The following is a 20,601-nucleotide window of genomic DNA, read 5'->3' on the forward strand; positions in this document are numbered from 1 at the left end:
CCCGGTAAGCCAGGTGCACGGTATAAACGTTTCAGGGGGCGAAAAGTCAGTATGCTGATGAAACACATGGTGCGGTTTACCAACACACTGAGGGAAGTGGTCGCAGGTGGGCTTCCGGGCTTACTGCTCTGCGTGCTGGTCATGGTTATCGCCCGCACTCAGAACGCGCCGGCGGCAGAAACCTGGCTGCCGGCGCGGGATATCACCATAACGGGGCGGGTGATGGCACCTTCGTGTCAGGCAAGCCTGGACACGGACACACTGACCTTTGGTGCAGGCCCGGTTACCGACAGTCAATCAGTCTCCACCGGCAAGGACTGGCGCAGCCAGGTGCTCAACCTGCAACTGGGTGAGTGTGAATTTAACGGTCTGGGGCTGAAGTTTAAAGCGGATGCCCAGAGTGCTCATCCGGAGCGCGGTATCCTCAGGCGGCGGGAGGATAATGCGGCAAGCCAGCAAATGTATTTTACGCTCTCGCCTCAGAAAACCAGTGTGAAGGCGGACGCTCTTCTGCAGACTCTTTCACCAGACTCTGCTGCGCTGGTGAAAGACGGTAACGGGGGGGAATACTTCCGCCTTAATGAGGACGAGTACTGGTTCGACATGAATGCCACCCTGAGGGGGGGAGAGATAATGAGTATTCCACTGGTGGTACAGGTTCACCACAGTGATGACAGTTCGCAAAAAGGAAGCAGTGACAGGCAACGAAATACGGAAGGGGATTTGAGTGCGAATTTTACCCTACAACTCTCCTGGCGGTAATGTCGCAAATTAATAACATTGCCGCAGTCATGTTTTTAATACGTTATGCAATGCTGTGAATGGCATTGCGCTTTATCGGTGAATAACGAACGAAATACGGATGTTTTTTCTTCAGGAATATGGAGGTTTTTTTATTGCAGGTATATGGATATGCGGGTTTCTACACCTTCAGTGTGGCTGATGTATCTGAGAGTGTATTCCTTTAATAATAACGACGCCATTCATGAAAACATGAAAAAAGGCGTGGAATTCAGATGTGAAAAAGGTGCTCTTATTTTTATTGAGCACATAAACAGGCTCTTTATTCGACCACGTTTTGTGCGTTGATATAAAGGGATGATGTCAATGTGTCATACCATTCAAGGTAAAAGATATGAAGTTTATTATGAAAAAAAACATGACCGCCCTGGCCATGTCGGTAGCAATGGCTACCGGCGCCATGGGGTATATGGCGACTGCACAGGCGGCTGAGGTCAGCACCAGTGGCACAGCGAATTACTCCGCCACCCTGAACATCACTTCCGATGTTAAGTGTGAGCTGGCAGTCACTTCGCCAACGACGACAACGTTTAATGCCACATGGACCGCGAAAGATACCAGCGGCACCTTTAGCAGCACACTTGATACAGATGCATCACCGGCAGAGCCGCCGGAAATTACGGTCGGCGTGTCGGGCGGAGGCAGCTGCAATATCGCCGGCCTTCAGATTATCACTACGAGCGCGGGCTCAGAGACGCTGACCGGGAAAACCTACTCGTTCCTGAAGCAGGTAACCGGTGCGGATGGCGCTTACTGGCGTTTTGTACCGACCATGTCAAAAATTACGCTTTATACCAATGCCGCGGCAACATCTGGCAGCACGACGGACGTGTCGTTCACCGCGCCTGACGGCACGGAGCATGCGATGAACGCGACGGCGCAGGCTGCACGCGGTGCACAGGTCGCGGACTGGGAGGGCGCAACGGGTAAATTTATGACGGCGAACTACCTCGGTGCGGATTACAAAACGGCGCTGATGACCGCTGGCTCGAATGTATCAGGCATTAAACCGGGCGACGCGAGCGTCGACTACAAAGCGGCGAAACTCGGCATCGGCGTCCTGGTCAGCAACGACCCTGAAACGCAGGCGGGCACACCGGCGATGCACACCGTGCAGACCGGCGACTCGGCTGACATTCCATTCGTCGTGGCCGTGAACCTCCCGTAACCCCCAGAACGATATCCGAATCACCAATCGCCGGGCGCGCAAGAGCGCCGCACGGCCGGAGTAAACATTATGTCTTTTATTCGTAGCAACACACTGAAGTTATCCGCGATGGCCGCAGCGACCGGCATCGCGCTGATGTCGACGGCGGTATACGCCGCAGACCCGGTAAGCGCTGACCCGTTCACCGCCCATATCAACATTGAATCCAGCAGCACCTGCGGCATCGAGGTCACCCCGCCCTCGGTGAATTCGTTCCAGGCGGTACTGGATGTCAACGTCGCGAGCGGGACCACGCACTACACAACCATGCCACCTAAAAATCAACCAGGCATGCTAACCATTGTTAAAGCAATAGGCGGGGCCAGCTGCGATTTGAACAGCGGACTAAGCGTCGTATCGCGACCTACGAATACAGTGAGCGCGAGCAACGCGTCCGTCTCAAACATGGCTCTCGGTTCAGGGGTAATCCCTGCAACTATCCAGCCGTCGCAGTTGCTTTTCAAGACGGCGGCGGGCGTTGCAATCCCGAGCAACGAGTGGACATATACCTTGCCAGGCGCGACGAACCCGAACGGCGCAGCACTTATGACCACTCCGGTCGAGCTCACGGGCGTCGGAAGCAACGGAGGTCCCGGAACGAACTACCCTTATGCGCTCGTCGGCACATGCGGTACTGCGGTCGGCAACATCGCGTGCTTCGGTACAACCACAACCTATATCGGGCCGAACATCGCTGCGCGTGGGACCGACAAACGCCGGACAGCCTCCGACGGAACGTTGTCCTACCTATTCGTGCCGGTGTCACCGGAATCGGCGGCGAAGGCGGCGGAGGTAAGCATAGGATTTGTCGGAACGATCGGGGCCTATCCGACCGATCTCAACGGCATCAAAGATTTGTCACTGGTTCACGATGGCTCATCGGGCAAGCTGGACGTAACCGTGGATATCACGCTGGTCTGATGTAAAGCCAGAGCACCTTCTGTTTCTGTACAGAGGGCGCTCACCCACCGTCTGCGGTATGTCGCCATCCGCGTGGACTGTGCCTCAGGGCTCAGGTGCCGGATGTGCTCATAAAGCTGGCGACATTTCAGACGGTGTTTTTCGGTGGCTCTGGGGGCAAAGGCAGTGATGCCCTTGTCGGTAAACCAGAGCCCCATCCAGTCAAAGCCCTTTTGGGTTCTGCCCAGCTGGGTTTTGTCAGGATGCAGCACGAAACCAAATTCGTGCAGATGGTGTTTCAGTATTTTAACGGCACGCCGGAGTTTGTGGCGGGTCGTGGTGATGATAATGAAATCATCCATGTAACGTGCGTAGCGCACGCCTGTCATGGCAGAGACTTCTTTGTCGACCAGGTACAGGTGAAAAGCGGCCAGCAGCGGACTGAGCGAGCTGGCGCGGGGAATGCCTTTGACGGGCGTGTGAAAATTGCCGCCGTCCTCCACCGTGTAGTGCAGGAACTGCCACAACAGAGAGCGTATACCCGGGCAGGGAATGCAGGTGGTGAGCTGATGGTAAAGCCGGTCTTTGTCGATGTTTGCGTAGTAACCGCGGATATCGGTGCGAAAGACGAAGGGCGCCCTGGTGTGGCGCAGGAAATGATGAACGCGACGCGCGCTCTGTTTGCCGCCGCCCTGGCCCCTGACGTGTTCGCAGGTGTGATGGACCGGAAGATGTGGTGTCAGCAGGCGGGTGAGGGCGTGAATAACCAGTGCGTCGCAGGCGGACCACATCACGCAGGCCCCGCCGTCCGCGCGGGGGATGACGCGCAGCGGACGAAAACGGTACGTCCCGGCGCGAAGCGCCTGCAGGAGACGTGTTTTTTCCCGTTGCCAGTGAAAACGCAGGTCCCATATATCTGCATCCGCCGGGTGATTTTTGCGGGAGGCGCACAGCCAGGAATATGACGCATCCAGGACTTCTGGGGTGAATGATACCAGGGTCAGGGTTATTTTCATCCGGATGATATTCACGACGGGAAACCGGTGGCGTCATTATGTTGTGTGGGTCTTGCTGGATATATTTCTGAATGTTTTTTCAGTTTTCAGTTTTCAGTTTTCAGTTTTCAGTTTTTTATTTTTCTGCATTTTCATTTTGCTTTATGAAGGTTTTTTTAGCGTGCTGTGTGCGTATGTCATATTTTTGTCTGGGTTTTTATGCCGGGCTTAAATAACTTTTTTGACGTTATTCGATAAATAACCAGAGGAGTGGTCATGTCGGGAAGTCAGTCACTCAGTGATACCGTAATGGCGGGTGAGAATAATACAGATTTCCGCTTAAAGGCGGTTGTCGTGATATTCGCCGCGGTGTCCTGCCTGCTCATTAACCTGCCCTGGCACTCACTGCTGCCTGCGGACACGGTGATACCGGAGTATGCCGGCTGGGTGCTGCCGGGACTGCTGTTTCTGGTCATGGCCATCAGCGGACGGATGGTTTTTTCCCGCGCACCGTTGCTGCTCCTGTCTTTCCTTGTTCTCACGCTCCCCCTGCTGTGGATGCCCCCCGGAAGCGACGCCTGGCGTGCCGTGACCCGCGTGCTCATGATGTGGTGTGGCGGTGTTTTTCTGCTGTGGCTTGCGGCCTCCCGGGTGTCTGAGGCGCTTTCGGCACTCGCGGCAGATGCACTTATTGTTACAGGTCTGGTGTGCGCGGTATCCGTTCTGCTCTGTGTGCTCTGGCCTGCGGGCTATGCACACTGGCTGCCCCTGCAGGAAGGCCTGCGTCCTTCAGGCGGGTTTCGCCAGATAAACGTGATGGCGAGTTTTCTGGCCACGATGCTGGTACTGAGCCTGCACCGGTGGCTGTTCTGCGGGCAGGTGCGGTATCTGGGCTGTCTTGTCATCTTTATGGTCTCCCTGGTTATGGCGCAGAGCACCATCGGGTTGCTGGGGGCGACCGTGGTGGCCCTGCTGATGACGGTGGCGGGCCGCCGGGCGGTTCGCGGGAGGCTGTCCGTCGCGCTGGCGGTGCTGGCTGTCAGTTGGGCCGGCACGCGGACTGGCATGACGCTGATGTCCCTGCAGGCGCCCGTTGACCATACGTTCGGGCAACTGGGGCGTATTCAGATGTGGCGGGCCTGTGCGCAGTTAATTGCATCCCATCCATGGCGTGGTGTCGGCTACGGAATGTTTGAGGGGCGTTACCCGGACGGCGTGGCGCTGCTGCAGGAAGTTCAGCGTGACCCGAGCATTGTGGTGCATCCGCATAATGAGCTGGTGTACCAGGTGACGGAGGGCGGTCTGGTGGCGGTCGTGGGGCTGGCATTTCTGCTGGTCTGGGGCGTGCGGGTGGCCCTGCGTCTGTGGGTGCAGGCCTCTGCAGCCGGCGGATACGGAAAACCCGGCAGTGATGCCCTGGGTCCCGGGCTGTGTGCGCTGCCGGTGTTGCTGCACACGCAGGTGGAGTACCCGTGGTATCTGTCAGGCGTGCATTTTGTTCTGTCCCTCTTTCTTTTCGGTCTTGCGCTTTCCCGCATGGCACCGGCACTCCCTGCTGCGGTACTCCCTTCACGCATTCATTTTGCATCCCGTGCCCTGCTGGCGATAGCCGGCGTGTTTCTGGTCTGGTTTTCACTGACCGGTACCCTGATTCGGGTGGGTATTGATGCCGCAAAACAGACCATGGCGACCGATATCTCACTCTTTGAGCGGGTCCGGTGGCTGAACCCGTGGTTTATGCCGGACCAGCAGGCGTTTGTGGTGAGCCTGCATGACATGCAGCTGTTTAATCAGGATGGTGACCCGGCAAGGCCCGGACGGGCGGAGCAGTTTTACCGGGACTATCTTCTGCGCCACCCGGACCCGAATGTGTACGCCATGTATCTCCAGGTCCTGAGTCTGGACGGTAAAACGGCGCAGGCAAAACAGGTTTATGACGAGGCCCGCCGGCGGGTGGGCTGGGACAGTCGTTTCAGTCGCGCTCCTGACAATAAGGAAGAACAGCAATGAATTCATTAACGCGTTATTGCGGACACCCTGATGTCGCCGGTAAGGCCGTGCGCGCGGGGTCAGGACACCCGGGAGGCGTGATGGTTCGCCTGCTGGTGTGTGCGGCGCTGGCTACACCCGTTCTGCCCGTGCAGGCAGCGCCCGCTGTGACGGGTGCGGATGCTGCGGCCCCGGCCCCGGCCCCGACGCCGGACACGGCCGAAGTACAGGCCCTGCGTCAGGAGCTGGCGAGACAGGATGCACTCCTGCAAAAGCTGATGTCGCAGCAGACTGACCTGTTATCTCAGCACAAACTGCCTTCTGGTGGCGATGCGACACAAGTACATCCTTCAGGTGGTACGGGTGATGCAGCCACGGGTGCCGCTGTCAGTGCGCCTGTCGGGGCGCATCCTTCTGCGCCACTGACGGGCGCCGAAGCGCTGCCCCTGACGGCGGCGACAGTGACTCCGCCCCCGGCCGTACCGCAGCCGTCAGCGGGCATTGCGGCTGAGCCAGGCGCAGTCCCTGCAGCATCGCCTGCGGCTGCATCCTCCCTGCCTGTCACGACGCAGGCATCAGGAGCCGCCCCTTCCCCGGCGCCTGCATCAGCCGCACCGGACTCACCTTCCACGTCCGGCGCGACTCCTGCTCCTGGCGCACAGTCGCTCTCCCTGCAGGATGATAATGCCCGCCGGGCGTATGCCAGCGGCGTGTCACTGGCCTACGAGATGCAGCAGTCCCTGGCGGTGCAGAAGTCGCTGGGTATCAGTCTTCCCCAGGATGTGCTGATGGCGGGGCTGCAGGATGCGTTGTCAAATCATCCGCTTCGGATGCAGGACCGCGATATCCAGTCCACGCTCGCCTCGCTGAATGCGGACTTTACGAGCCGGATGCAGAGCCGTCGTGCCGATGAAGTGGCCCGCGGACGTGAATTCCGGGCTGATTTTCGCCGGAAAAAAGGGGTGGTCAGTGATGCGGGCTCACTGTATCTGATTGAGGCCAGAGGCTCAGGACGGCTTCGCACGTCGGATATGGCCACCCTGCTGGTCACCGGGCGCCTGCCGGACGGGACGATATTTGATGGCAGCGGTGAAGCCGGTCAGGCCCGCAAGGTGAAGGTGGGGGCCATGCTGCCTGCCATTGCCATCGGTCTGCAGAAGGTCGGTGCTGGCGGGCACCTGACAGTGGTGGTACCGCCTGAGAAGGGGTACGGCGACATGGGCCTGCCGCCGACGGTTCCCGGCGGGGCGACGCTTATCTTTGACATCACCGTCAAAGGGGTGAATGAGTCAGGCTGACCCCTGAAGGGGGGGGGATGCCTTCTCCTGCATGGCTGAAAAATGGCCACAGCGCCCTCCCGCTCTCTTACTGGCGGATGTTACTGCGCTGAACTGAACAAAAAACATCCCTGATTCATCACGGGTCAATCCGGTGCTGCGGCGCTGGCGGGTTTCTGCACGCCTGAACCCGGTGTCGGTGAGTCAGTGGCGGTGGTTAACGTACCGAAGTTACAGGCAAACGAAGAAACTGACGAATTGCTTTCGCCCGGGCCGGACCGCGTAATTTACGGCTGCCCGGGCGTCATCGTCCGCCGGCAAATCCGGCGGGATTCTGCAGGGCCCGGGTCTGACCGGGCCAGTGTGATAAGGAACTGGCAATGGCTACATTCGATAATGAACACCAGGCGTCACTGACTGATTTTTCACAGACACATTCTGAGTTGAAGCGCACTGCGCCAGGCAAGCTCCAGACCGGACGCCAGCGCAACCACGGCGTCTGGCGGCTGCCGCCGGGCATGGAGGGGGAGGAGGGCGTACCTCTCTGGCAGGCGGTTGCCCTCTGGGCCCTGCGTCAGGGGCGCGCCGTGACCCGCGAAGAGATTTCTCAGGCATTCTCGGTGGCCCCGCGCCGTGCGGCGGACGTGATGACCTACATCATGTGCGACCGGTCAGATGCGGTTGAGGTCCACAAGGATGTGGTCCGGGTGGCCAGCGGCCACCGGGTGGCGATGTTCCTGGTGACCTCCGTCACCACCCGCCCGGATGCGCCGGTCGCACCGGTCTGCGGGCGTAAACCCCGTACCGAGGTTTCTGAGGCTGCCCGCCTGCGCGAGCGGGAGGAGCTGGCGCAGGCGGCGAAGTCGTTTCTGTTTCAGCGCCGGGCCTCGCCGGGCCTGTCCTGATGTCTGTTGGCGTGATGGGGGTGGCTTTTTACCTGGTACAGCGTCTGCATGACGCGCCGCTTCTCTGGCTGCTGGTGCTGCCTGTGGTGGTCCTGGTGGTGCCGGGGCTCCCGTTCTGGCGTCTGCTCCGGCGACGCCTGCGTCACGCCGGAGGGCGGGAAGTGCTGCGTCAGTCCGCACGGCTCTGGGGGCCACCGGTACTGCTGATGGGGTGCGGCGTGGGGCTGGTGATGTACCCCGGCAGCGACAGGCCTGTCAGCGGGTCCGGTGCCGGGTTGAATGTACCGGATACCCGTTGTGAGCGTCCCGAGAGAAGCGGGGTGCTGCTGGCGGTGGCCTGCCCGGATGCGGGGCAGGAGAGAAAGGGCCGTCAGGCGGATACCCCGGATAACGATAATGGCGAGTGACGGAGGGCATCTGACCCCGCCGGCTCCGGCTGACGATGTGGTACAGCTCATACTGCGAACGAAACCGCATGTTACCGGCTGTGCCGCGCAACAGCCTCAGTGACGGTCGGGCAGGCGCTCATTGATTAACGAATAACACACAGTAAAAGGCAGGACAGGATGATGATGAAAAAACTGATGGCAGAAGCGACCGGCACGTTCTGGCTGGTCCTGGGGGGATGTGGCAGCGCGGTGCTGGCCACGGGTTTTCCGGATGTGGGGATTGGTTTTCTCGGGGTGTCGCTGGCTTTTGGCCTGACGGTGCTCACCGGGGCATATGCGTTCGGGGCGGTGTCCGGGGCGCACTTTAATCCGGCGGTCTCGTTAGGTCTGTGGGCGGGCGGTCGCTTCCCGGGCTCCCTGCTGGCCCCCTATGTGGCTGCCCAGGTGCTGGGTGGTCTGCTCGGGGCCGGGGTGCTGTACCTGATTGCCAGCGGCAGCGGCGGATTTGATGTCCATGCCGGATTCGCCAGCAATGGCTTCGGCACCCTGTCCCAGGGGGAGTTTCCGCTCCTGAGCGTGGCCCTGACCGAGTGGGTGCTGACGGCGATGTTTGTGCTGGTGATTGCCCGGGTGACGGGTGCGGATGCACCGGCAGGCTTTGCCCCGCTGGCGATTGGCCTGTGTCTGACGCTTATCCACCTGATTTCCATTCCGGTGGACAACACCTCGGTGAACCCGGCCCGCAGTCTGGCGGTGGCGGTGTTTGCCGGCGGTGAGTGGCTGAAGCAGGTCTGGCTGTTCTGGGTGGCCCCGCTTGCCGGTGGCCTGACCGGGGGCGTGCTGTCCCGCTTTCTGAGTGGCAAAGCCGCGACGGAAAGCGCCGCGTCATAACCCTCCGGACTTTCCGTTACCTGCCGGAATCATTCCCGGGGCGGTGCTGTGCCGGACTCAAACATAAGGGGGAAGAATGAAAGGTATTCAGGTGGTCAGGGCGGTGGCGCTGCTCGGGCTTCTGCTCCTCTTTATTGCAGAAGCGTCCGGACAGACCGCCCGTCCTGCTGATGGCGGACCGACGCGACTGGTGAGTACGGCCTGGCATTTTGGCAGTGACCGGCTCAGCGTGCCGGACTCGCTGCCGGTCGGGACGGTGATTGCGGCGGCCGTGCTGCCTTCTGAGGATGTGCTGTTCACCCGTGACCGGGGCGTGTCTGCCGGTCTGTGGGGTGCCCGCGGGCCGGCGGTGTCGTGGCTTACGGTCAGAACCGCGCTGGAGGGGGTGATGGTCCGCATCGTACCCGAAGCCTCCCGCGGCGGCGAGTGGCGCCAGGGGGAGCTGCGTATTGAGCTGGTCAAGACCGGGGTGATAAAGGCGGGCGTGCTGCGTGTGCTGCAGGGCCTGCCGGAATACCGGCTGTGGCGTAACCGCCCGGGCGGACGACAGGTGCTGCTGCGTGAGCGTCTGGTGATGGACAGGCCGCTGACGGTGGCAGTGGTGACCGGTGGCCCGGCAGATGACCCGGTGACGGCCGGCGGGGAGGCGGGGTGAGGGGCAACCGGGTGGTCATGTTGTTCACGCAGCTCGCGCTGGTGATGTCACTGGCATCGTATTCGGCAACCTCCGCCAGTGCGCCTTATCCCTTTCCTGCGCCGGGGGTGCAGTGCCGCAGTGACCTGGCGTGGCTCAGGCTCGCCATGCCGGAGGTGCTGATATCCCTTCATCCGGGGCCGGGTGCACGTGACGGGGAGGTGTTCACACCGTCCATGCCGGAGACCCTTCCACCGGTCCTGCAGGACTGGCAGCAGCTTCAGCAGGCCAGGTACTGTGAGCTTGCCCGGGTACTGCGACACCGTGTCGCATAACGAGGCATATGCAGAGCGGCATGAAATGCCTGTCTGATATCAAGGAGAAAGAGATGAGACTGACCGCCCCGCTTGTCGCCCTCTGTCTTGGCGGTACGCTGGTACTGACGGTGCTGGTGACCGGACGCCAGGTGCAGCAGGATGAGGACCTGGCGATACGCCGGGCCACCCGGAACATTGACAGTATGCTGACGGAGGCTGAGCAGGTGATGTCCATGAACCGGGCTTTCCTGGGGCAGCCCTGCACGCCACAGCTGTCCCGCCAGCTCGGCCGTTCGGCGGCCCTGAGTCCGCATGTGCGGGATGTCAGGCTGCTGCAGAATAACGCCACCGTCTGTGCCTCCCTGGGGGGCGCGCCGGACCTGCCAGCCCTGCCGGCAGCGTCCAGGGTGCGACCGGCTCTGTTGCTGACCCCCGGCGACGCGCTCACGCCGGCAGCCTCGCTGCTGGTGATGGTGCAGCAGTATCCGGAAGGGGGTGTTGCGGTAAGTCTGAACGGTCTCTTTCTGCGTCAGGCGTTGCGGGCCACGCCGGACCTCCCTGGCCTGCTGTTTCGGGCCGGTGGGCGGGAGATGGGGGCGGACGGGGTGGTACATCACGCACCGGAAGATGTTGCTGACAGCCCTCCGGCCACCGGTCGGTATGCGTTTACGCTGGTGACCGACCCCCGCAGCCCGGTGCGGGAGCGCAGCCTGCTGCGTGACGCCCTGCCGTGGACGGTGCTGAGTCTGCTGGTGACGGCGACGGTCACCTCGCTCTTTCAGGCATGGCTGCACCGGCGAAGCCGCGAGGATATCCGTCTGCGCCGGGCCATTAAGGCCGGGGACATCCGCCCCTGGTATCAGCCGGTGGTGGACAGCCGTACCGGTGAGCCGGCGGGCTGCGAGGTGCTGGCCCGCTGGCACACGCCGGGAGGTGAAGTGATGCCCCCCGACCGTTTTATCCCCCTGGCCGAGCGCAGCGGGCTGATTGTCCCCCTGACCCGCAGTTTACTGATGCAGGTGGCGCGTGAACTCGGTGCGCGCCGGCAGGTACTCCCGCCTGCATTTCATCTCGCCTTCAACCTGAGTGCTGCCCATGCGGGCGACCGCGCCCTGCTTCAGACCTGCCGGGCGCTGCAGGCCGCGCTGCCGGGCGTCATTCTGGTGGCTGAGATTACCGAGCGGGAGCGCTTTGAGCCCTCCGTTCGTCTGCCGGACCTGCTCCCGGCACTGCGTGCCGCCGGTGTCCGGGTGGCACTGGATGATTTCGGCACCGGGTATGCCGGCCTCAGCACCCTGGACCAGCTTCCGGTGGACTACATCAAGCTGGACCGGACCTTCACGACCCGGACGGGGGGTGAAACCTCTCCCGGTGAGCGGCTGCTGATGGCGGAGATAGTGACGGAGATAGCCCACCGCATGAAGCTTGAGGTCGTGGCTGAAGGGGTGGAAACCTCCGCGCAGCGCGACTGGCTGAAATCACATGGCGTGAAGTGGCTGCAGGGATACCTTTACTCCCGCCCCCTGCCGTTAACAGATTTTCTGGACTGGCTGCAGAGTGGCTGTCCGCAGGGCGGTGAACCGTCACGGCACACAGCACACCCTGAGCACGCCGACCCGACCGGAAACGGTACCGGGTAATCAACACACGGGTGGTGAGGTGGCGGAGTGCTGCAGCTCCGTGCCGGCACCGGCCTGTACTCTGTTATAAGGAGGTCAGATGGTCCCGATTGATACGTTACCGGAGTTTCCGGTGCTTTGTCTCTGGATGCTTGGTGCGGTAGTGCTGTCGGCCGGGGTCTGGGGAGTGGTGGTGGTCCTGCCGGGGCGGCGTGACCGCTGTATTTTTCGCCGCAACCAGGCGGGCCCCCTGCGCTGGCTGCGGGGAGAGTATTCCGTGTTGTGCACCCTGCTGACGGGCGGTCCGCTGGCGGCGGCCGGTCTGTGGTGGGTCTGCGTGGCGGGGCTGCTTCCGGTGGGGCCGTGGCTGGAGCTGGTTGTGGGGCTGTGGTGCCTGCTGCTGGCGGTGGCCCTGCTGAATGCGGCGCGAAAGTCACACCCCGAGGGCATTGCCTGTGCCTGTGTGGTGATACTGGTCACCCTGCTGCTGCTCAGTACCGGCGTGTTTACGGTCCGGTGCGCGATGTTGCTGCTCGGCACCGGGACATAAAGACAAAAGGAGCGACCCCATGGAGGGAGATAAGGATACCCCGGCAGGGCCGGACGCTACAGCAGTCATTCAGACTGCAACGCGGCAACGAAAAGTTACCGCGAAATCAACATCACAGCGGCTGCATTACCTGTTCCTCTGGCTCCGGTGGTGCCTCTGGTATCTGACCCTTCAGTGCAGGCAGGCCGGAGCACAGCTGCACGCAAACGTCACGCAGTGGATGTGCCGCCATACCCGTCTGCGCCGGCGTTTGCGCTGGTGTGCGCTGGTCATGGTCTCCCGGCGCCGGGTGGTGGCGTTTCCGCTGCTGGGGGCGGTGAACCTCAATGGCGCCCGTCTCTGGCTGCTGTGCATTTTGCTGACCCTGGGGGTGCTCGTCCGTGGCTTCTGACAAAGAGAGCGACCAGGGGCCTGATGCCGGTATCCATGCTCATCATGCGCCTGGCCGCCAGGACAATGGCGGCCTGCCGGCGGGGGCACAATCCGAAACTCTCCGGTCTGGTAAGCCACATCATGCACTGTGGGGTGTGTGGCTCACCTGGGGTCTGGCCCTGGTGCTGTGGGTGAGCGAGGGTAATGGCGGTCTGTACCGCCACGCGACGGTCACCGGTATCGCCCTCGCCCTGTGGATGGCCGGATGCGGATTACTGACAGTGACTTTACGAAGAGGAAAACATGACATGCAGTTACTGAAAAAGAAAACCCCGGATACGGAGCCGGCTGGCGTTACACCACCAGCGGTTCTTTCTGACCACTCATCTGCCTCCGGCGCACTGCGGGATGTGGTGGTCACGGCTGTCCGCAGGGATGTGTTTATTGCTCAGGGTTCACACCTGTCCGGCCAGCTTGAGGCGGAGGGCAACATCGTTACCGAGGGCAGTGTCGAGGGCAATATCACCGCGACCCATCAGGTGCGGGTGGATACCGGTGGGGTGGTGACGGGAGATATCCGTGCTGCACACATTATCATCAACGGGCTGGTGACCGGACGCTGCTATGCGGATGCGGTCTCCCTGCTGGGGCAGGGCCGGATAGAGGGGGATGTGTTCACGGGAGAACTGTCGGTGGAGCGCGGAGGGGTGTTCATTGGGCAGTCCTGCCTGCCCGAGCCGGGTCAGGTCCCGAAGGGGCAGGGAAAAGACAGGGTGGAGGGCGTCAGTCACCGTGACGTGCTGGCCATGGACGCGTATCTGAAGGACTTACCGAAGGAGAAGAAAAAAGAGGTGCTTTCCGAAGGCGTGCCGCCGTCAGAGACTTCCGGCTCCGCTGAGAACAAACCGGAGGGACAGGCGTGAGGCTGGGGCAGCTGCACCGGTATCTGGGGGAGTTACTGGACAATGGAACCGATGAGCACCTGCTGGTCTGCATTCCCGGTGAGGATGTCGCCCGGGCCTGTGAGGTGGACCGCCTGATGCTGGCTACCGGACCCGTGAATGAAGATGCCTCTCCGGCGTATACGGGATTTTTGCAGCGTGAGGCTCAGGTGCTGGTGCTGATGAGTGGCGCGGTGCATGCGGAGCAACTCTCGGAGAGCCATCAACTGACGATGCCGGATCCTCTTACGCCGGAAAAGAGCTGGCCGACCGGTGACTGGCGGAAAAAGTAAAGACAGGAGTACTGCCGTAACCGCCAGTGAGTTCCGGGGGGGGGGTATTTATTTGATTCTGCAGTCAGTACAAATATTACAAATTGTTTGTTGTGAGTTTTTTTGTTTGTGGCCACTTTATTTTCACCCGAGTTTTTAATGGCTTTCTGGGTTTTTTTTATTGTCTACTGGCTTATGTGCCTGTGGGGCAGAGTACAGAACATCCTGCTATTACTTGTGGTGTATTACTTTGTGGAATTGGCCGGTATTTACCCCCCCCCTTACTGGTCCTCCTGTCATGGGGTGTAGAGGAACAACATGCAGCAACGAAAATAATACTCTCCAGAATAATAACGCCAACATGTTGCCAGTCAGCGTGCCAGAGGTTTACGGATGAAAAAGGCATACTAAAAAGCCGCAATATGCTGCCATGTCTGAAGAAGCACTTAGTGACGGGAAAATAACAGAATAAGCCACAAAACAATGATGCAGTACGCCAGTAATACAAGCCCTGGATTTTCATCAACAACTGAAGCATGGAGAGTGAGGATGTCACCCGGAAGTTCATAAAGTAGGTAATGGAACATAACAGTGACCTGGTAATTTCTTTCAGATGGGATGGATTCATTACCCTAACGGGAGTTTTTTTGTTGCAACCGAAAATGTTATGTCGGGTGACGATTATCCTGTGCCTGATGCAGGCTGTACTGCGTTGTCCGGTCAGTCGACTTCAGGGCAAAGCGATACTGCACACTCAGGGCAATCGACCATTTTAGCAGCTTATTCTGTATTTCCCCAAAACTGGGCGTCTCTGCTGGTTACAAATAAAAACAAGGGTAGGTTGACATTAATTTTTAAACGTTGTGAGTCTGTATGAGTAGGAAAGTTGACGGTTTCATTTATTTGTTAGCAGAGGTACTAATGTCAACCATCAAGAGAGTCAGGTTAATATTTAATGATTCATTTTTGGTGGTGCAAAAAAAACAGTTGCAGTTGTTAGTGCGTTGAATGAATTAGAGGAGATGACGGTTTGTGGGAGCGCGATGTTTCATCTGATGATACCAGCGGTGGAGGTTGTCCTCTGCATTGTCTTTACAATCGAAAAAACGATGAACACTGTTCTTTTTATTAGTCGGCCAGAGATTGTCAGTATCAGGATGTTTCATGTGAACAGGCGAGATGTTATCTCTTTATCAAACGGTTACTCCCGGATTTATGTTAAGGAAGTGGTAATGTTTTTGAAAGGAATGGGTATCCTCAGTCAGACCCATGCCTGGAGGTTTATTTTAATCAAAAACACATCTGACAAGAAGAGCACAGACTTGTTAAATTAAGAAGGTAACATTTATGAATGAATCAGTAATATCCAGACTGGCTTGTATCGTTATGGCACTGTTTCCTGCCATGTGGGGTATTTTCAGTTTGATAAATAATCTTGCTGACTTTGAGGGAACTGCCGCAAATGCAGTTGCCCCTCTGTTATCCATGCGGGATACATATCATGTTCCGGGGATGATGTGGCGCGCCATTACCCTGCCGCAGGCGTCCGTTATCGGGCTTGCCTGTATCACAACAATGGAGACACTGGCCGGCCTTTTCGCCTGCATGGGGATTATCAAAATGCTGACAAGTATAACCAGGCCGTATTCCCGATTTACTGTCGGTAAATCCTGGGCAATGCTGGGGGCGTGTTGCGCCATTCTGGTTTGGGGCATTGGTTTTATGGTGGTTGCGGGTGACTGGTTTATGGCGTGGCAGGCGAAAGAAAATCCACTGGCCACTCAGTTGGGGGCGTTGTTATATGCCGCACCGAATATTCTGGCTCTGGTAATATTCATTTTACACAAAGAGCGAGATGCCTGATTTTTACCCTCCCGCCCATTCATGGGAAAGTAACAGCGCCATAAATATCGGCTTTTTTAAGTCGATGTCTGGTGTTCTTTGGGGGGGGGGGTCGGAGGTGAATATTATCTGCGGTGAAAGAAAATAATGATAAGCTTGACTCGGGGTTTTGTATATTTCTGGTGGGTTAAATACCCCCCCCAATTGTCGATGTAATCCGGTTCGGACGAAGCTGTCTGATGTTGTTTCATCCGATAAATATGGGGGGGTGATGACCGTCGATAAAATAATTCATCGAAACACAGTAATGGAGATATGGATAAATGGGTTTGTTAAATTTTGTGAAAGATGCCGGAGAAAAAGTCTGGGGTATTGTTGCAGGGAGTGGCAAGGAAAATCAGGCTGAAACGCTAAAGAAACATATTGATAGCCTTAATTTGCCCGGAGCTGAAAAAGTCAGTATTGCTGTTCAGGATGATGGTGTGGCTACAATTACGGGCGACGTTGCGTCACAGGAAGATAAAGAGAAAATCATGGTTGCAGTGGGTAACGTGACCGGGATTGAGCAGGTTAATGACGGGGTTAGTGTTACTCAGAGTGGGCCAGAAAGTCGGTTTTATACCGTGAAATCAGGCGATACATTATCCTCTATCGCTAAAGCGATGTATGGTTCAGCGAATGATTATCCGGTTATTTTTAATGCGAATAAACCAATGCTGGCACACCCGGATAAAATCTATCCGGGACAGACGCTGATTATACCGCAGAAATAAATCGTCAATTACCGGGCGCCATCAGGCTTGCCATCTTCCGCAGTAAACTCCTTGCACATCATCTGATGCGCAAGGAGTGAAACGGCCGCAACCATCGTGTTCTCCGGCCTGTCTGTCGTTCCCGGCGGTCTCAGAATGCTGACCCCTAAAGATATCTGCAGGGGGTAGTTGTTGTCACGCTTTCCCACAGTCGATGTGATTTACCCACCACGTAGTGACCGTAACGTGAATCGCGGGGTTACTGAACGTTAATACGCAGTATTTTTACGGACGGATACGTGTTTTCCCACAAACGGCTGTGGGTGAAAACAATGTTCCCTGTCCCATGATGAATTGCCTTAAAGGTTGAAGTAAATTCGCCCCGACAGCCCGTCATGCCCGTATGACATGATGCCCGGGAGGTATGCTCTGCTGAGATCAGCATTACGGAAGGGGGCATTCGCATCAGCCCCCATGTCATACCGGTAGTTGGATTATCCGGAAAATGGACTGAAAAACGTGCCCCGGCGGACAGGGAAATGACTCCTGGATTATCAGTCAGACACGTTTTCACTGACGACTGGCTAAAATCCCCTGTGTCAGTCGTTATATAGTCCATATCGCAGGAAGGCCCTCCACTCTGTTTTGCCGGCATCTGAGCGGCCGTCGCCGGTACTGCTGCACTCAACGACAGAAGCGTTGCAAAAAAAATCCTCACCACATTGTGCATTATTTCATTCTTTTTTTTCACAACAGAAATTCTCCACTCTGGTTTGTGTCCGGGCAGACAATCCGCCTTTCAGTGATGTGTGAAATCGTTTTTCACACTGCTCCAGCGTCATTCTGGTGCCTGAGTAGTGGGTCCAGGTGACGGCCGTATTACCGGGTTTGATCAGCGTCGCTGTAATTTTATACACCTCACCTCCTGCATGATTTACCTGAGTGCTATCGGGCATGAAAAAAGGGGGCCGAAGCATTTTTTATCCTGACGGCAGTGCAGATATGTAAAGCGATAAATGACGACGACGTAATTGTGATGGTGGCTCTCCCTGTGATAGCAAAGAGAGGTTTGTTGTGTTGTTACGTTAACGGAGATCGAAAATATGAAGAAAGTTATCCTCATGACCGTGTTGTTTTGTCTGTCATCCTCTGTGTTTGCCGCCACTATTTACTCCCCGGCCGGTGGGGTAGTGTGCGATAAGAAGGCCGGATTCTGTGTTGATCGTGAAGGGATATCATGGGGGCTGACTGCCCAGTATATGGGGGAGCGCGCCAATAAGCTGGATAAAGTGCTAGGTGACGGCGCGGATGTGAATACCGGGGAATACTCTCTGAGTAACGGGGTGTTCTGCGACTCGAAAGAAAAACAGTGCTACAAGGACCGTTATTACCCCCGAACGCCGGATAAAAAGGAGAAGGTAATGACGGAGATGATTTTCGGTAAGCATCGCTGAGTTAAGGGGTAAGCGACTGTCGCTGGAATACTACCGTTTTGCGACAATCGCTTTCCCCTGGATGGTCTGAACGTTAAAGAGAAAAAAAGGATGAAGATAGCCCCGAAATTGTCTTTACACGCCTGTTTAAAGGGACTGTATGAGCAGGTGCTCTGGCTTGTGGCGATCGGTGTTTCTGTCGTTTCCCTGATTGTTGCACTGGTGTGCGGCATAGCGGCCATGACACCGGTAAAGGGGCCAGCAGATTCAGCATTTTACTCCCTGTCTGGCGCGATTTCCCTGACTGCTCTGGTTCTGTTTATGCAGGCAGGCAGTGTGATGCTGCAGTTACGTATGATAAGGATGCTGCGCGAACCTCCTGCCTGGCCGGGGGAGGATTTAAATTCACCAAAGGAGTCTCAGCGATGAAATCGTTTATTCGTAGCCCGGCGCGCCTGACAGTGCTTGTTTGTTGGCTTCATTCGTCCTGCTCAGTGGCAATGCCTGCAGTAGCGATATCCCCGGTACCGCAGTGCCTTAAGGCGCAGCTTAGTGTCCGTCTGGATGATCGGGGAGGACAGTATGACGGAATGTCGCAAAGCGGCATGGACCTGGTTTTACATAATAAGGCAAAGGTGCCCTGCAGTCTTCCGGCGCTACCAGAATTGTCTTTCAGCGACCGTCATCATACGCCTCTGGCAGTGACGCGGAAACTATCGCCGGCCATGCACCCGGGGCCAGTCCTGCTGCCGGTCAGTGTTGGCGCGGGGGAGGAAGTCAGTATCACACTGCAATGGGTATCATCAGATGTGTTTGAGCACGGGCAGTGTATACGCCCGGCTGTGATTGCACTGGCATTACCCGATGGTGTGCTCCATCGGCCTTTCGAACGAATGATGTGCGCAGCATCAGGACAGACCGGATATTATTTTCAGTCACTTATTACTCCAGGCGAAAACTGAATATTCTGGTGGGTAACATTTTCGATGCCGGAGCTGGCCTGTTGCCTGCTGAGGCAGGCAACAGGATTAACGGGGGCTCCCTGTACTGGCACAATCATCGCTTGACCTGCCCCTCCCCCGTTATGATTTTCCTCTGCGTATGCACGTGGCGTACCCGGGCTGATGACCCAGAATTCCATCACCCGGTTCAGTATTCATAATTTTAAAAGCAGAGGTCATATACATGAACGTAAAAGTTCTTTCATTGCTGGTGCCTGCGCTGCTGGCTGCAGGTGCAGCGCAGGCTGCAGAAATCTATAATAAAGACGGCAACAAGCTGGATATGTACGGCAAGGTCGATGGCCTGCACTATTTTTCCAGTGACAGCAAGGTTGATGGTGACCAGAGCTATGCCCGACTTGGCTTTAAGGGCGAAACACAGGTCAGTAACCAGTTGACCGGTTACGGTCAGTGGGAGTCCAATATTCAGGCAAATAACGACGAAACGTCCAGCAACCAGCTCTCGACCCGTCTTGGATATGCGGGGGTAAAATATGGTGATTACGGTTCGTTTGACTATGGCCGTAATTACGGAGTGGTCTACGACGTGACGTCCTGGACCGATGTACTGCCGGAGTTCGGTGGTGACACCTACGGGTCTGACAATTTCCTTCAGCAGCGTGCTAACGGGGTGGCTACCTACCGTAACAGCGACTTCTTTGGTCTGGTTGACGGTCTGAACATGGCGCTGCAGTATCAGGGCAAAAATGACGGTGCCGGTGAATCGAACAATGGGCGTGATGAACTGCGTCAGAACGGCGATGGTTTTGGTGGCTCCTTGACTTATGATCTGGGCCAGGGATTCAGCGTGGGGACGGCGATTGCCAGCTCCAAACGTACCGGTGAGCAAAATCGTCTGGATTATGGTCACGGAAACAAGGCTACCACCTATACCGGCGGGCTGAAATATGATGCCAATAATCTCTATCTGGCGACACAGCTGACACAGACCTATAATGCCACTCGTTTTGCCGGTAATGGTAATGATGATGCTATCAATGGCTTCGCCAATAAGGCGAAAAACTTTGAAATGGTGGCGCAATACCAGTTTGATTCCGGGCTGCGTCCATCAGTGGCGTATCTGCAGTCGAAAGGCAAGCAACTTGAAGGTTTCCACGATCAGGATTTGCTCAAATATGTCGAACTGGGTACGACTTACTTCTTTAATAAAAACATGTCGACTTACGTTGACTACAAAATTAACCTGCTGGATGAGAGTGACTTCACCCGTCGCGCCGGTATCTCCACGGATAATGTTGTGGCAACGGGGCTGGTGTATCAGTTCTGATGTGATCTGACAAAAATCGGCCCACTGTGTGGCCGATTTTTTGTTCATTAGTTTGACAATGATGATACCCGTCCTGACAGTTAAAAGGCGATAGCAGGACAGTCGCATCCTGATGAGTAACTGCTTCACTTTTTCTTTAGCCCGTGTCCATGCGGGCTTTTTTTATTTCAGATTGACAAAAGAAGCTTCCCGTTTGTTCTATACCTGCGTTCTCGATAATTCTAAT

24 protein-coding genes are annotated in these 20,601 nt (G+C 57.1%); 21 read left to right on the forward strand and 3 right to left on the reverse strand.

All coding sequences use genetic code 11. The features are described 5' to 3' along the window. Nucleotides 1-51: 51 nt before the first annotated feature. The 3 genes from ACERY3_RS17000 to ACERY3_RS17010 all read left to right on the forward strand — a co-directional run bounded on the left by ACERY3_RS17000 (nucleotide 52) and on the right by ACERY3_RS17010 (nucleotide 2,929). Nucleotides 52-762 carry a hypothetical protein gene (locus tag ACERY3_RS17000; RefSeq protein ID WP_373226110.1) on the forward strand — a complete coding sequence of 237 codons (711 nt, stop codon included), beginning with the start codon at nucleotides 52-54 and terminating at the stop codon, nucleotides 760-762. 385 nt (nucleotides 763-1,147) lie between these two features. Continuing rightward, on the forward strand, nucleotides 1,148-1,969 hold the full coding sequence (locus ACERY3_RS17005) for a hypothetical protein (RefSeq protein ID WP_373226112.1): 822 nt from the start codon (nucleotides 1,148-1,150) through the stop codon (nucleotides 1,967-1,969). Nucleotides 1,970-2,038: 69 nt separating this feature from the next. Further along, on the forward strand, nucleotides 2,039-2,929 hold the full coding sequence (locus ACERY3_RS17010; protein ID WP_373226114.1) for a hypothetical protein: 891 nt from the start codon (nucleotides 2,039-2,041) through the stop codon (nucleotides 2,927-2,929). On the opposite strand, the gene ACERY3_RS17015 is transcribed toward ACERY3_RS17010, so the two are convergent. Beyond that, a complete protein-coding gene (locus tag ACERY3_RS17015) occupies nucleotides 2,875-3,924 on the reverse strand; it encodes a reverse transcriptase domain-containing protein (protein WP_373226116.1) in 1,050 nt (349 codons plus the stop codon). The genes ACERY3_RS17010 and ACERY3_RS17015 overlap by 55 nt on opposite strands. 255 nt (nucleotides 3,925-4,179) lie before the next feature. On the opposite strand from ACERY3_RS17015, the gene ACERY3_RS17020 reads away from it, so the two are divergent. From ACERY3_RS17020 to lysM, 14 genes are all read left to right on the forward strand, one after another. Then, nucleotides 4,180-5,913 carry a Wzy polymerase domain-containing protein gene (locus tag ACERY3_RS17020; protein ID WP_373226117.1) on the forward strand — a complete coding sequence of 578 codons (1,734 nt, stop codon included), beginning with the start codon at nucleotides 4,180-4,182 and terminating at the stop codon, nucleotides 5,911-5,913. Next, nucleotides 5,910-7,190, forward strand: coding sequence for an FKBP-type peptidyl-prolyl cis-trans isomerase (locus ACERY3_RS17025; RefSeq protein ID WP_373226119.1), 1,281 nt, complete (start codon nucleotides 5,910-5,912; stop codon nucleotides 7,188-7,190). Before ACERY3_RS17020 ends, ACERY3_RS17025 begins: the two co-directional genes overlap by 4 nt. 359 nt (nucleotides 7,191-7,549) lie before the next feature. Then, the gene (locus tag ACERY3_RS17030) at nucleotides 7,550-8,074 is read left to right on the forward strand and encodes a CaiF/GrlA family transcriptional regulator (protein ID WP_373226120.1); all 525 of its coding nucleotides are present in this window, start codon (nucleotides 7,550-7,552) and stop codon (nucleotides 8,072-8,074) included. Continuing rightward, the gene (locus tag ACERY3_RS17035) at nucleotides 8,074-8,481 is read left to right on the forward strand and encodes a hypothetical protein (protein WP_373226122.1); all 408 of its coding nucleotides are present in this window, start codon (nucleotides 8,074-8,076) and stop codon (nucleotides 8,479-8,481) included. Before ACERY3_RS17030 ends, ACERY3_RS17035 begins: the two co-directional genes overlap by 1 nt. Before the next feature lie 165 nt (nucleotides 8,482-8,646). Next, nucleotides 8,647-9,354: an aquaporin Z gene (gene aqpZ, locus ACERY3_RS17040; RefSeq protein WP_373226147.1), complete on the forward strand. Its 708-nt coding sequence runs from the start codon at nucleotides 8,647-8,649 to the stop codon at nucleotides 9,352-9,354. Between the two features lie 76 nt (nucleotides 9,355-9,430). Beyond that, complete coding sequence (locus ACERY3_RS17045) at nucleotides 9,431-10,009, forward strand: hypothetical protein (RefSeq protein WP_373226123.1); 579 nt, start codon at nucleotides 9,431-9,433, stop codon at nucleotides 10,007-10,009. 11 nt (nucleotides 10,010-10,020) lie between these two features. Further along, a complete protein-coding gene (locus ACERY3_RS17050) occupies nucleotides 10,021-10,323 on the forward strand; it encodes a hypothetical protein (RefSeq protein WP_373226124.1) in 303 nt (100 codons plus the stop codon). 53 nt (nucleotides 10,324-10,376) lie between these two features. After that, complete coding sequence (locus tag ACERY3_RS17055) at nucleotides 10,377-11,945, forward strand: EAL domain-containing protein (RefSeq protein ID WP_373226126.1); 1,569 nt, start codon at nucleotides 10,377-10,379, stop codon at nucleotides 11,943-11,945. A gap of 79 nt (nucleotides 11,946-12,024) precedes the next feature. Further along, entirely contained in the window at nucleotides 12,025-12,474 is a 450-nt protein-coding gene (locus ACERY3_RS17060; protein ID WP_373226127.1) for a hypothetical protein, read from the forward strand. Nucleotides 12,475-12,493: 19 nt separating this feature from the next. Then, entirely contained in the window at nucleotides 12,494-12,865 is a 372-nt protein-coding gene (locus tag ACERY3_RS17065; RefSeq protein ID WP_373226128.1) for a hypothetical protein, read from the forward strand. Further along, nucleotides 12,855-13,769 carry a polymer-forming cytoskeletal protein gene (locus ACERY3_RS17070; protein WP_373226129.1) on the forward strand — a complete coding sequence of 305 codons (915 nt, stop codon included), beginning with the start codon at nucleotides 12,855-12,857 and terminating at the stop codon, nucleotides 13,767-13,769. The genes ACERY3_RS17065 and ACERY3_RS17070 overlap by 11 nt, the downstream gene beginning before the upstream one ends. Next, on the forward strand, nucleotides 13,766-14,080 hold the full coding sequence (locus ACERY3_RS17075) for a hypothetical protein (protein ID WP_373226130.1): 315 nt from the start codon (nucleotides 13,766-13,768) through the stop codon (nucleotides 14,078-14,080). The genes ACERY3_RS17070 and ACERY3_RS17075 overlap by 4 nt, the downstream gene beginning before the upstream one ends. 1,326 nt (nucleotides 14,081-15,406) lie before the next feature. Then, nucleotides 15,407-15,922, forward strand: a complete 516-nt coding sequence (locus ACERY3_RS17080) for a DUF2165 family protein (RefSeq protein ID WP_373226131.1) — start codon at nucleotides 15,407-15,409, stop codon at nucleotides 15,920-15,922. A gap of 302 nt (nucleotides 15,923-16,224) precedes the next feature. Beyond that, a complete protein-coding gene (gene lysM / locus ACERY3_RS17085) occupies nucleotides 16,225-16,674 on the forward strand; it encodes a peptidoglycan-binding protein LysM (RefSeq protein WP_262771710.1) in 450 nt (149 codons plus the stop codon). Nucleotides 16,675-16,912: 238 nt separating this feature from the next. Here lysM and ACERY3_RS17090 read toward each other — a convergent pair whose 3' ends face one another. Both ACERY3_RS17090 and ACERY3_RS17095 read right to left on the reverse strand, forming a co-directional pair. Beyond that, on the reverse strand, nucleotides 16,913-17,404 hold the full coding sequence (locus ACERY3_RS17090) for a protease inhibitor I42 family protein (RefSeq protein WP_373226132.1): 492 nt from the start codon (nucleotides 17,402-17,404) through the stop codon (nucleotides 16,913-16,915). Beyond that, on the reverse strand, nucleotides 17,388-17,630 hold the full coding sequence (locus ACERY3_RS17095; RefSeq protein WP_373226133.1) for a DUF1187 family protein: 243 nt from the start codon (nucleotides 17,628-17,630) through the stop codon (nucleotides 17,388-17,390). Before ACERY3_RS17095 ends, ACERY3_RS17090 begins: the two co-directional genes overlap by 17 nt. Before the next feature lie 126 nt (nucleotides 17,631-17,756). On the opposite strand from ACERY3_RS17095, the gene ACERY3_RS17100 reads away from it, so the two are divergent. From ACERY3_RS17100 to ompC, 4 genes are all read left to right on the forward strand, one after another. Then, a complete protein-coding gene (locus ACERY3_RS17100; protein ID WP_262771708.1) occupies nucleotides 17,757-18,107 on the forward strand; it encodes a YcgJ family protein in 351 nt (116 codons plus the stop codon). Between the two features lie 90 nt (nucleotides 18,108-18,197). Continuing rightward, nucleotides 18,198-18,515 carry a hypothetical protein gene (locus ACERY3_RS17105; protein ID WP_373226134.1) on the forward strand — a complete coding sequence of 106 codons (318 nt, stop codon included), beginning with the start codon at nucleotides 18,198-18,200 and terminating at the stop codon, nucleotides 18,513-18,515. Between the two features lie 71 nt (nucleotides 18,516-18,586). Further along, nucleotides 18,587-19,048 (forward strand): DUF4232 domain-containing protein, encoded by a 462-nt coding sequence (locus tag ACERY3_RS17110; protein ID WP_373226148.1) that lies wholly within the window; start codon nucleotides 18,587-18,589, stop codon nucleotides 19,046-19,048. Between the two features lie 223 nt (nucleotides 19,049-19,271). Beyond that, nucleotides 19,272-20,375 (forward strand): porin OmpC, encoded by a 1,104-nt coding sequence (gene ompC, locus ACERY3_RS17115; protein ID WP_373226135.1) that lies wholly within the window; start codon nucleotides 19,272-19,274, stop codon nucleotides 20,373-20,375. The last annotated feature ends 226 nt before the right edge of the window (nucleotides 20,376-20,601 follow it).

This window comes from Enterobacter cloacae complex sp. ESBL7, from assembly GCF_041679625.1.
In the GTDB taxonomy this organism is placed as follows: domain Bacteria; phylum Pseudomonadota; class Gammaproteobacteria; order Enterobacterales; family Enterobacteriaceae; genus Enterobacter; species Enterobacter asburiae_B.

Coding starts and splice junctions, on each gene's coding strand:
- ACERY3_RS17055 (WP_373226126.1), top strand. CDS start 10,377: ATGAGACTGACCGCCCCGCTTGTCGCCCTCTGTCTTGGCGGTACGCTG.
- ACERY3_RS17035 (WP_373226122.1), top strand. CDS start 8,074: ATGTCTGTTGGCGTGATGGGGGTGGCTTTTTACCTGGTACAGCGTCTG.
- lysM (WP_262771710.1), top strand. CDS start 16,225: ATGGGTTTGTTAAATTTTGTGAAAGATGCCGGAGAAAAAGTCTGGGGT.
- ACERY3_RS17060 (WP_373226127.1), top strand. CDS start 12,025: ATGGTCCCGATTGATACGTTACCGGAGTTTCCGGTGCTTTGTCTCTGG.
- ACERY3_RS17005 (WP_373226112.1), top strand. CDS start 1,148: ATGAAAAAAAACATGACCGCCCTGGCCATGTCGGTAGCAATGGCTACC.
- ACERY3_RS17080 (WP_373226131.1), top strand. CDS start 15,407: ATGAATGAATCAGTAATATCCAGACTGGCTTGTATCGTTATGGCACTG.
- ACERY3_RS17015 (WP_373226116.1), bottom strand. CDS start 3,924: ATGAAAATAACCCTGACCCTGGTATCATTCACCCCAGAAGTCCTGGAT.
- ACERY3_RS17020 (WP_373226117.1), top strand. CDS start 4,180: ATGTCGGGAAGTCAGTCACTCAGTGATACCGTAATGGCGGGTGAGAAT.
- ACERY3_RS17010 (WP_373226114.1), top strand. CDS start 2,039: ATGTCTTTTATTCGTAGCAACACACTGAAGTTATCCGCGATGGCCGCA.
- ACERY3_RS17065 (WP_373226128.1), top strand. CDS start 12,494: ATGGAGGGAGATAAGGATACCCCGGCAGGGCCGGACGCTACAGCAGTC.
- ACERY3_RS17110 (WP_373226148.1), top strand. CDS start 18,587: ATGCCTGCAGTAGCGATATCCCCGGTACCGCAGTGCCTTAAGGCGCAG.
- ACERY3_RS17030 (WP_373226120.1), top strand. CDS start 7,550: ATGGCTACATTCGATAATGAACACCAGGCGTCACTGACTGATTTTTCA.
- ACERY3_RS17045 (WP_373226123.1), top strand. CDS start 9,431: ATGAAAGGTATTCAGGTGGTCAGGGCGGTGGCGCTGCTCGGGCTTCTG.
- ACERY3_RS17000 (WP_373226110.1), top strand. CDS start 52: ATGCTGATGAAACACATGGTGCGGTTTACCAACACACTGAGGGAAGTG.
- ACERY3_RS17095 (WP_373226133.1), bottom strand. CDS start 17,630: ATGCTTCGGCCCCCTTTTTTCATGCCCGATAGCACTCAGGTAAATCAT.
- ompC (WP_373226135.1), top strand. CDS start 19,272: ATGAACGTAAAAGTTCTTTCATTGCTGGTGCCTGCGCTGCTGGCTGCA.
- ACERY3_RS17105 (WP_373226134.1), top strand. CDS start 18,198: ATGAAGATAGCCCCGAAATTGTCTTTACACGCCTGTTTAAAGGGACTG.
- ACERY3_RS17025 (WP_373226119.1), top strand. CDS start 5,910: ATGAATTCATTAACGCGTTATTGCGGACACCCTGATGTCGCCGGTAAG.
- ACERY3_RS17100 (WP_262771708.1), top strand. CDS start 17,757: ATGAAGAAAGTTATCCTCATGACCGTGTTGTTTTGTCTGTCATCCTCT.
- aqpZ (WP_373226147.1), top strand. CDS start 8,647: ATGAAAAAACTGATGGCAGAAGCGACCGGCACGTTCTGGCTGGTCCTG.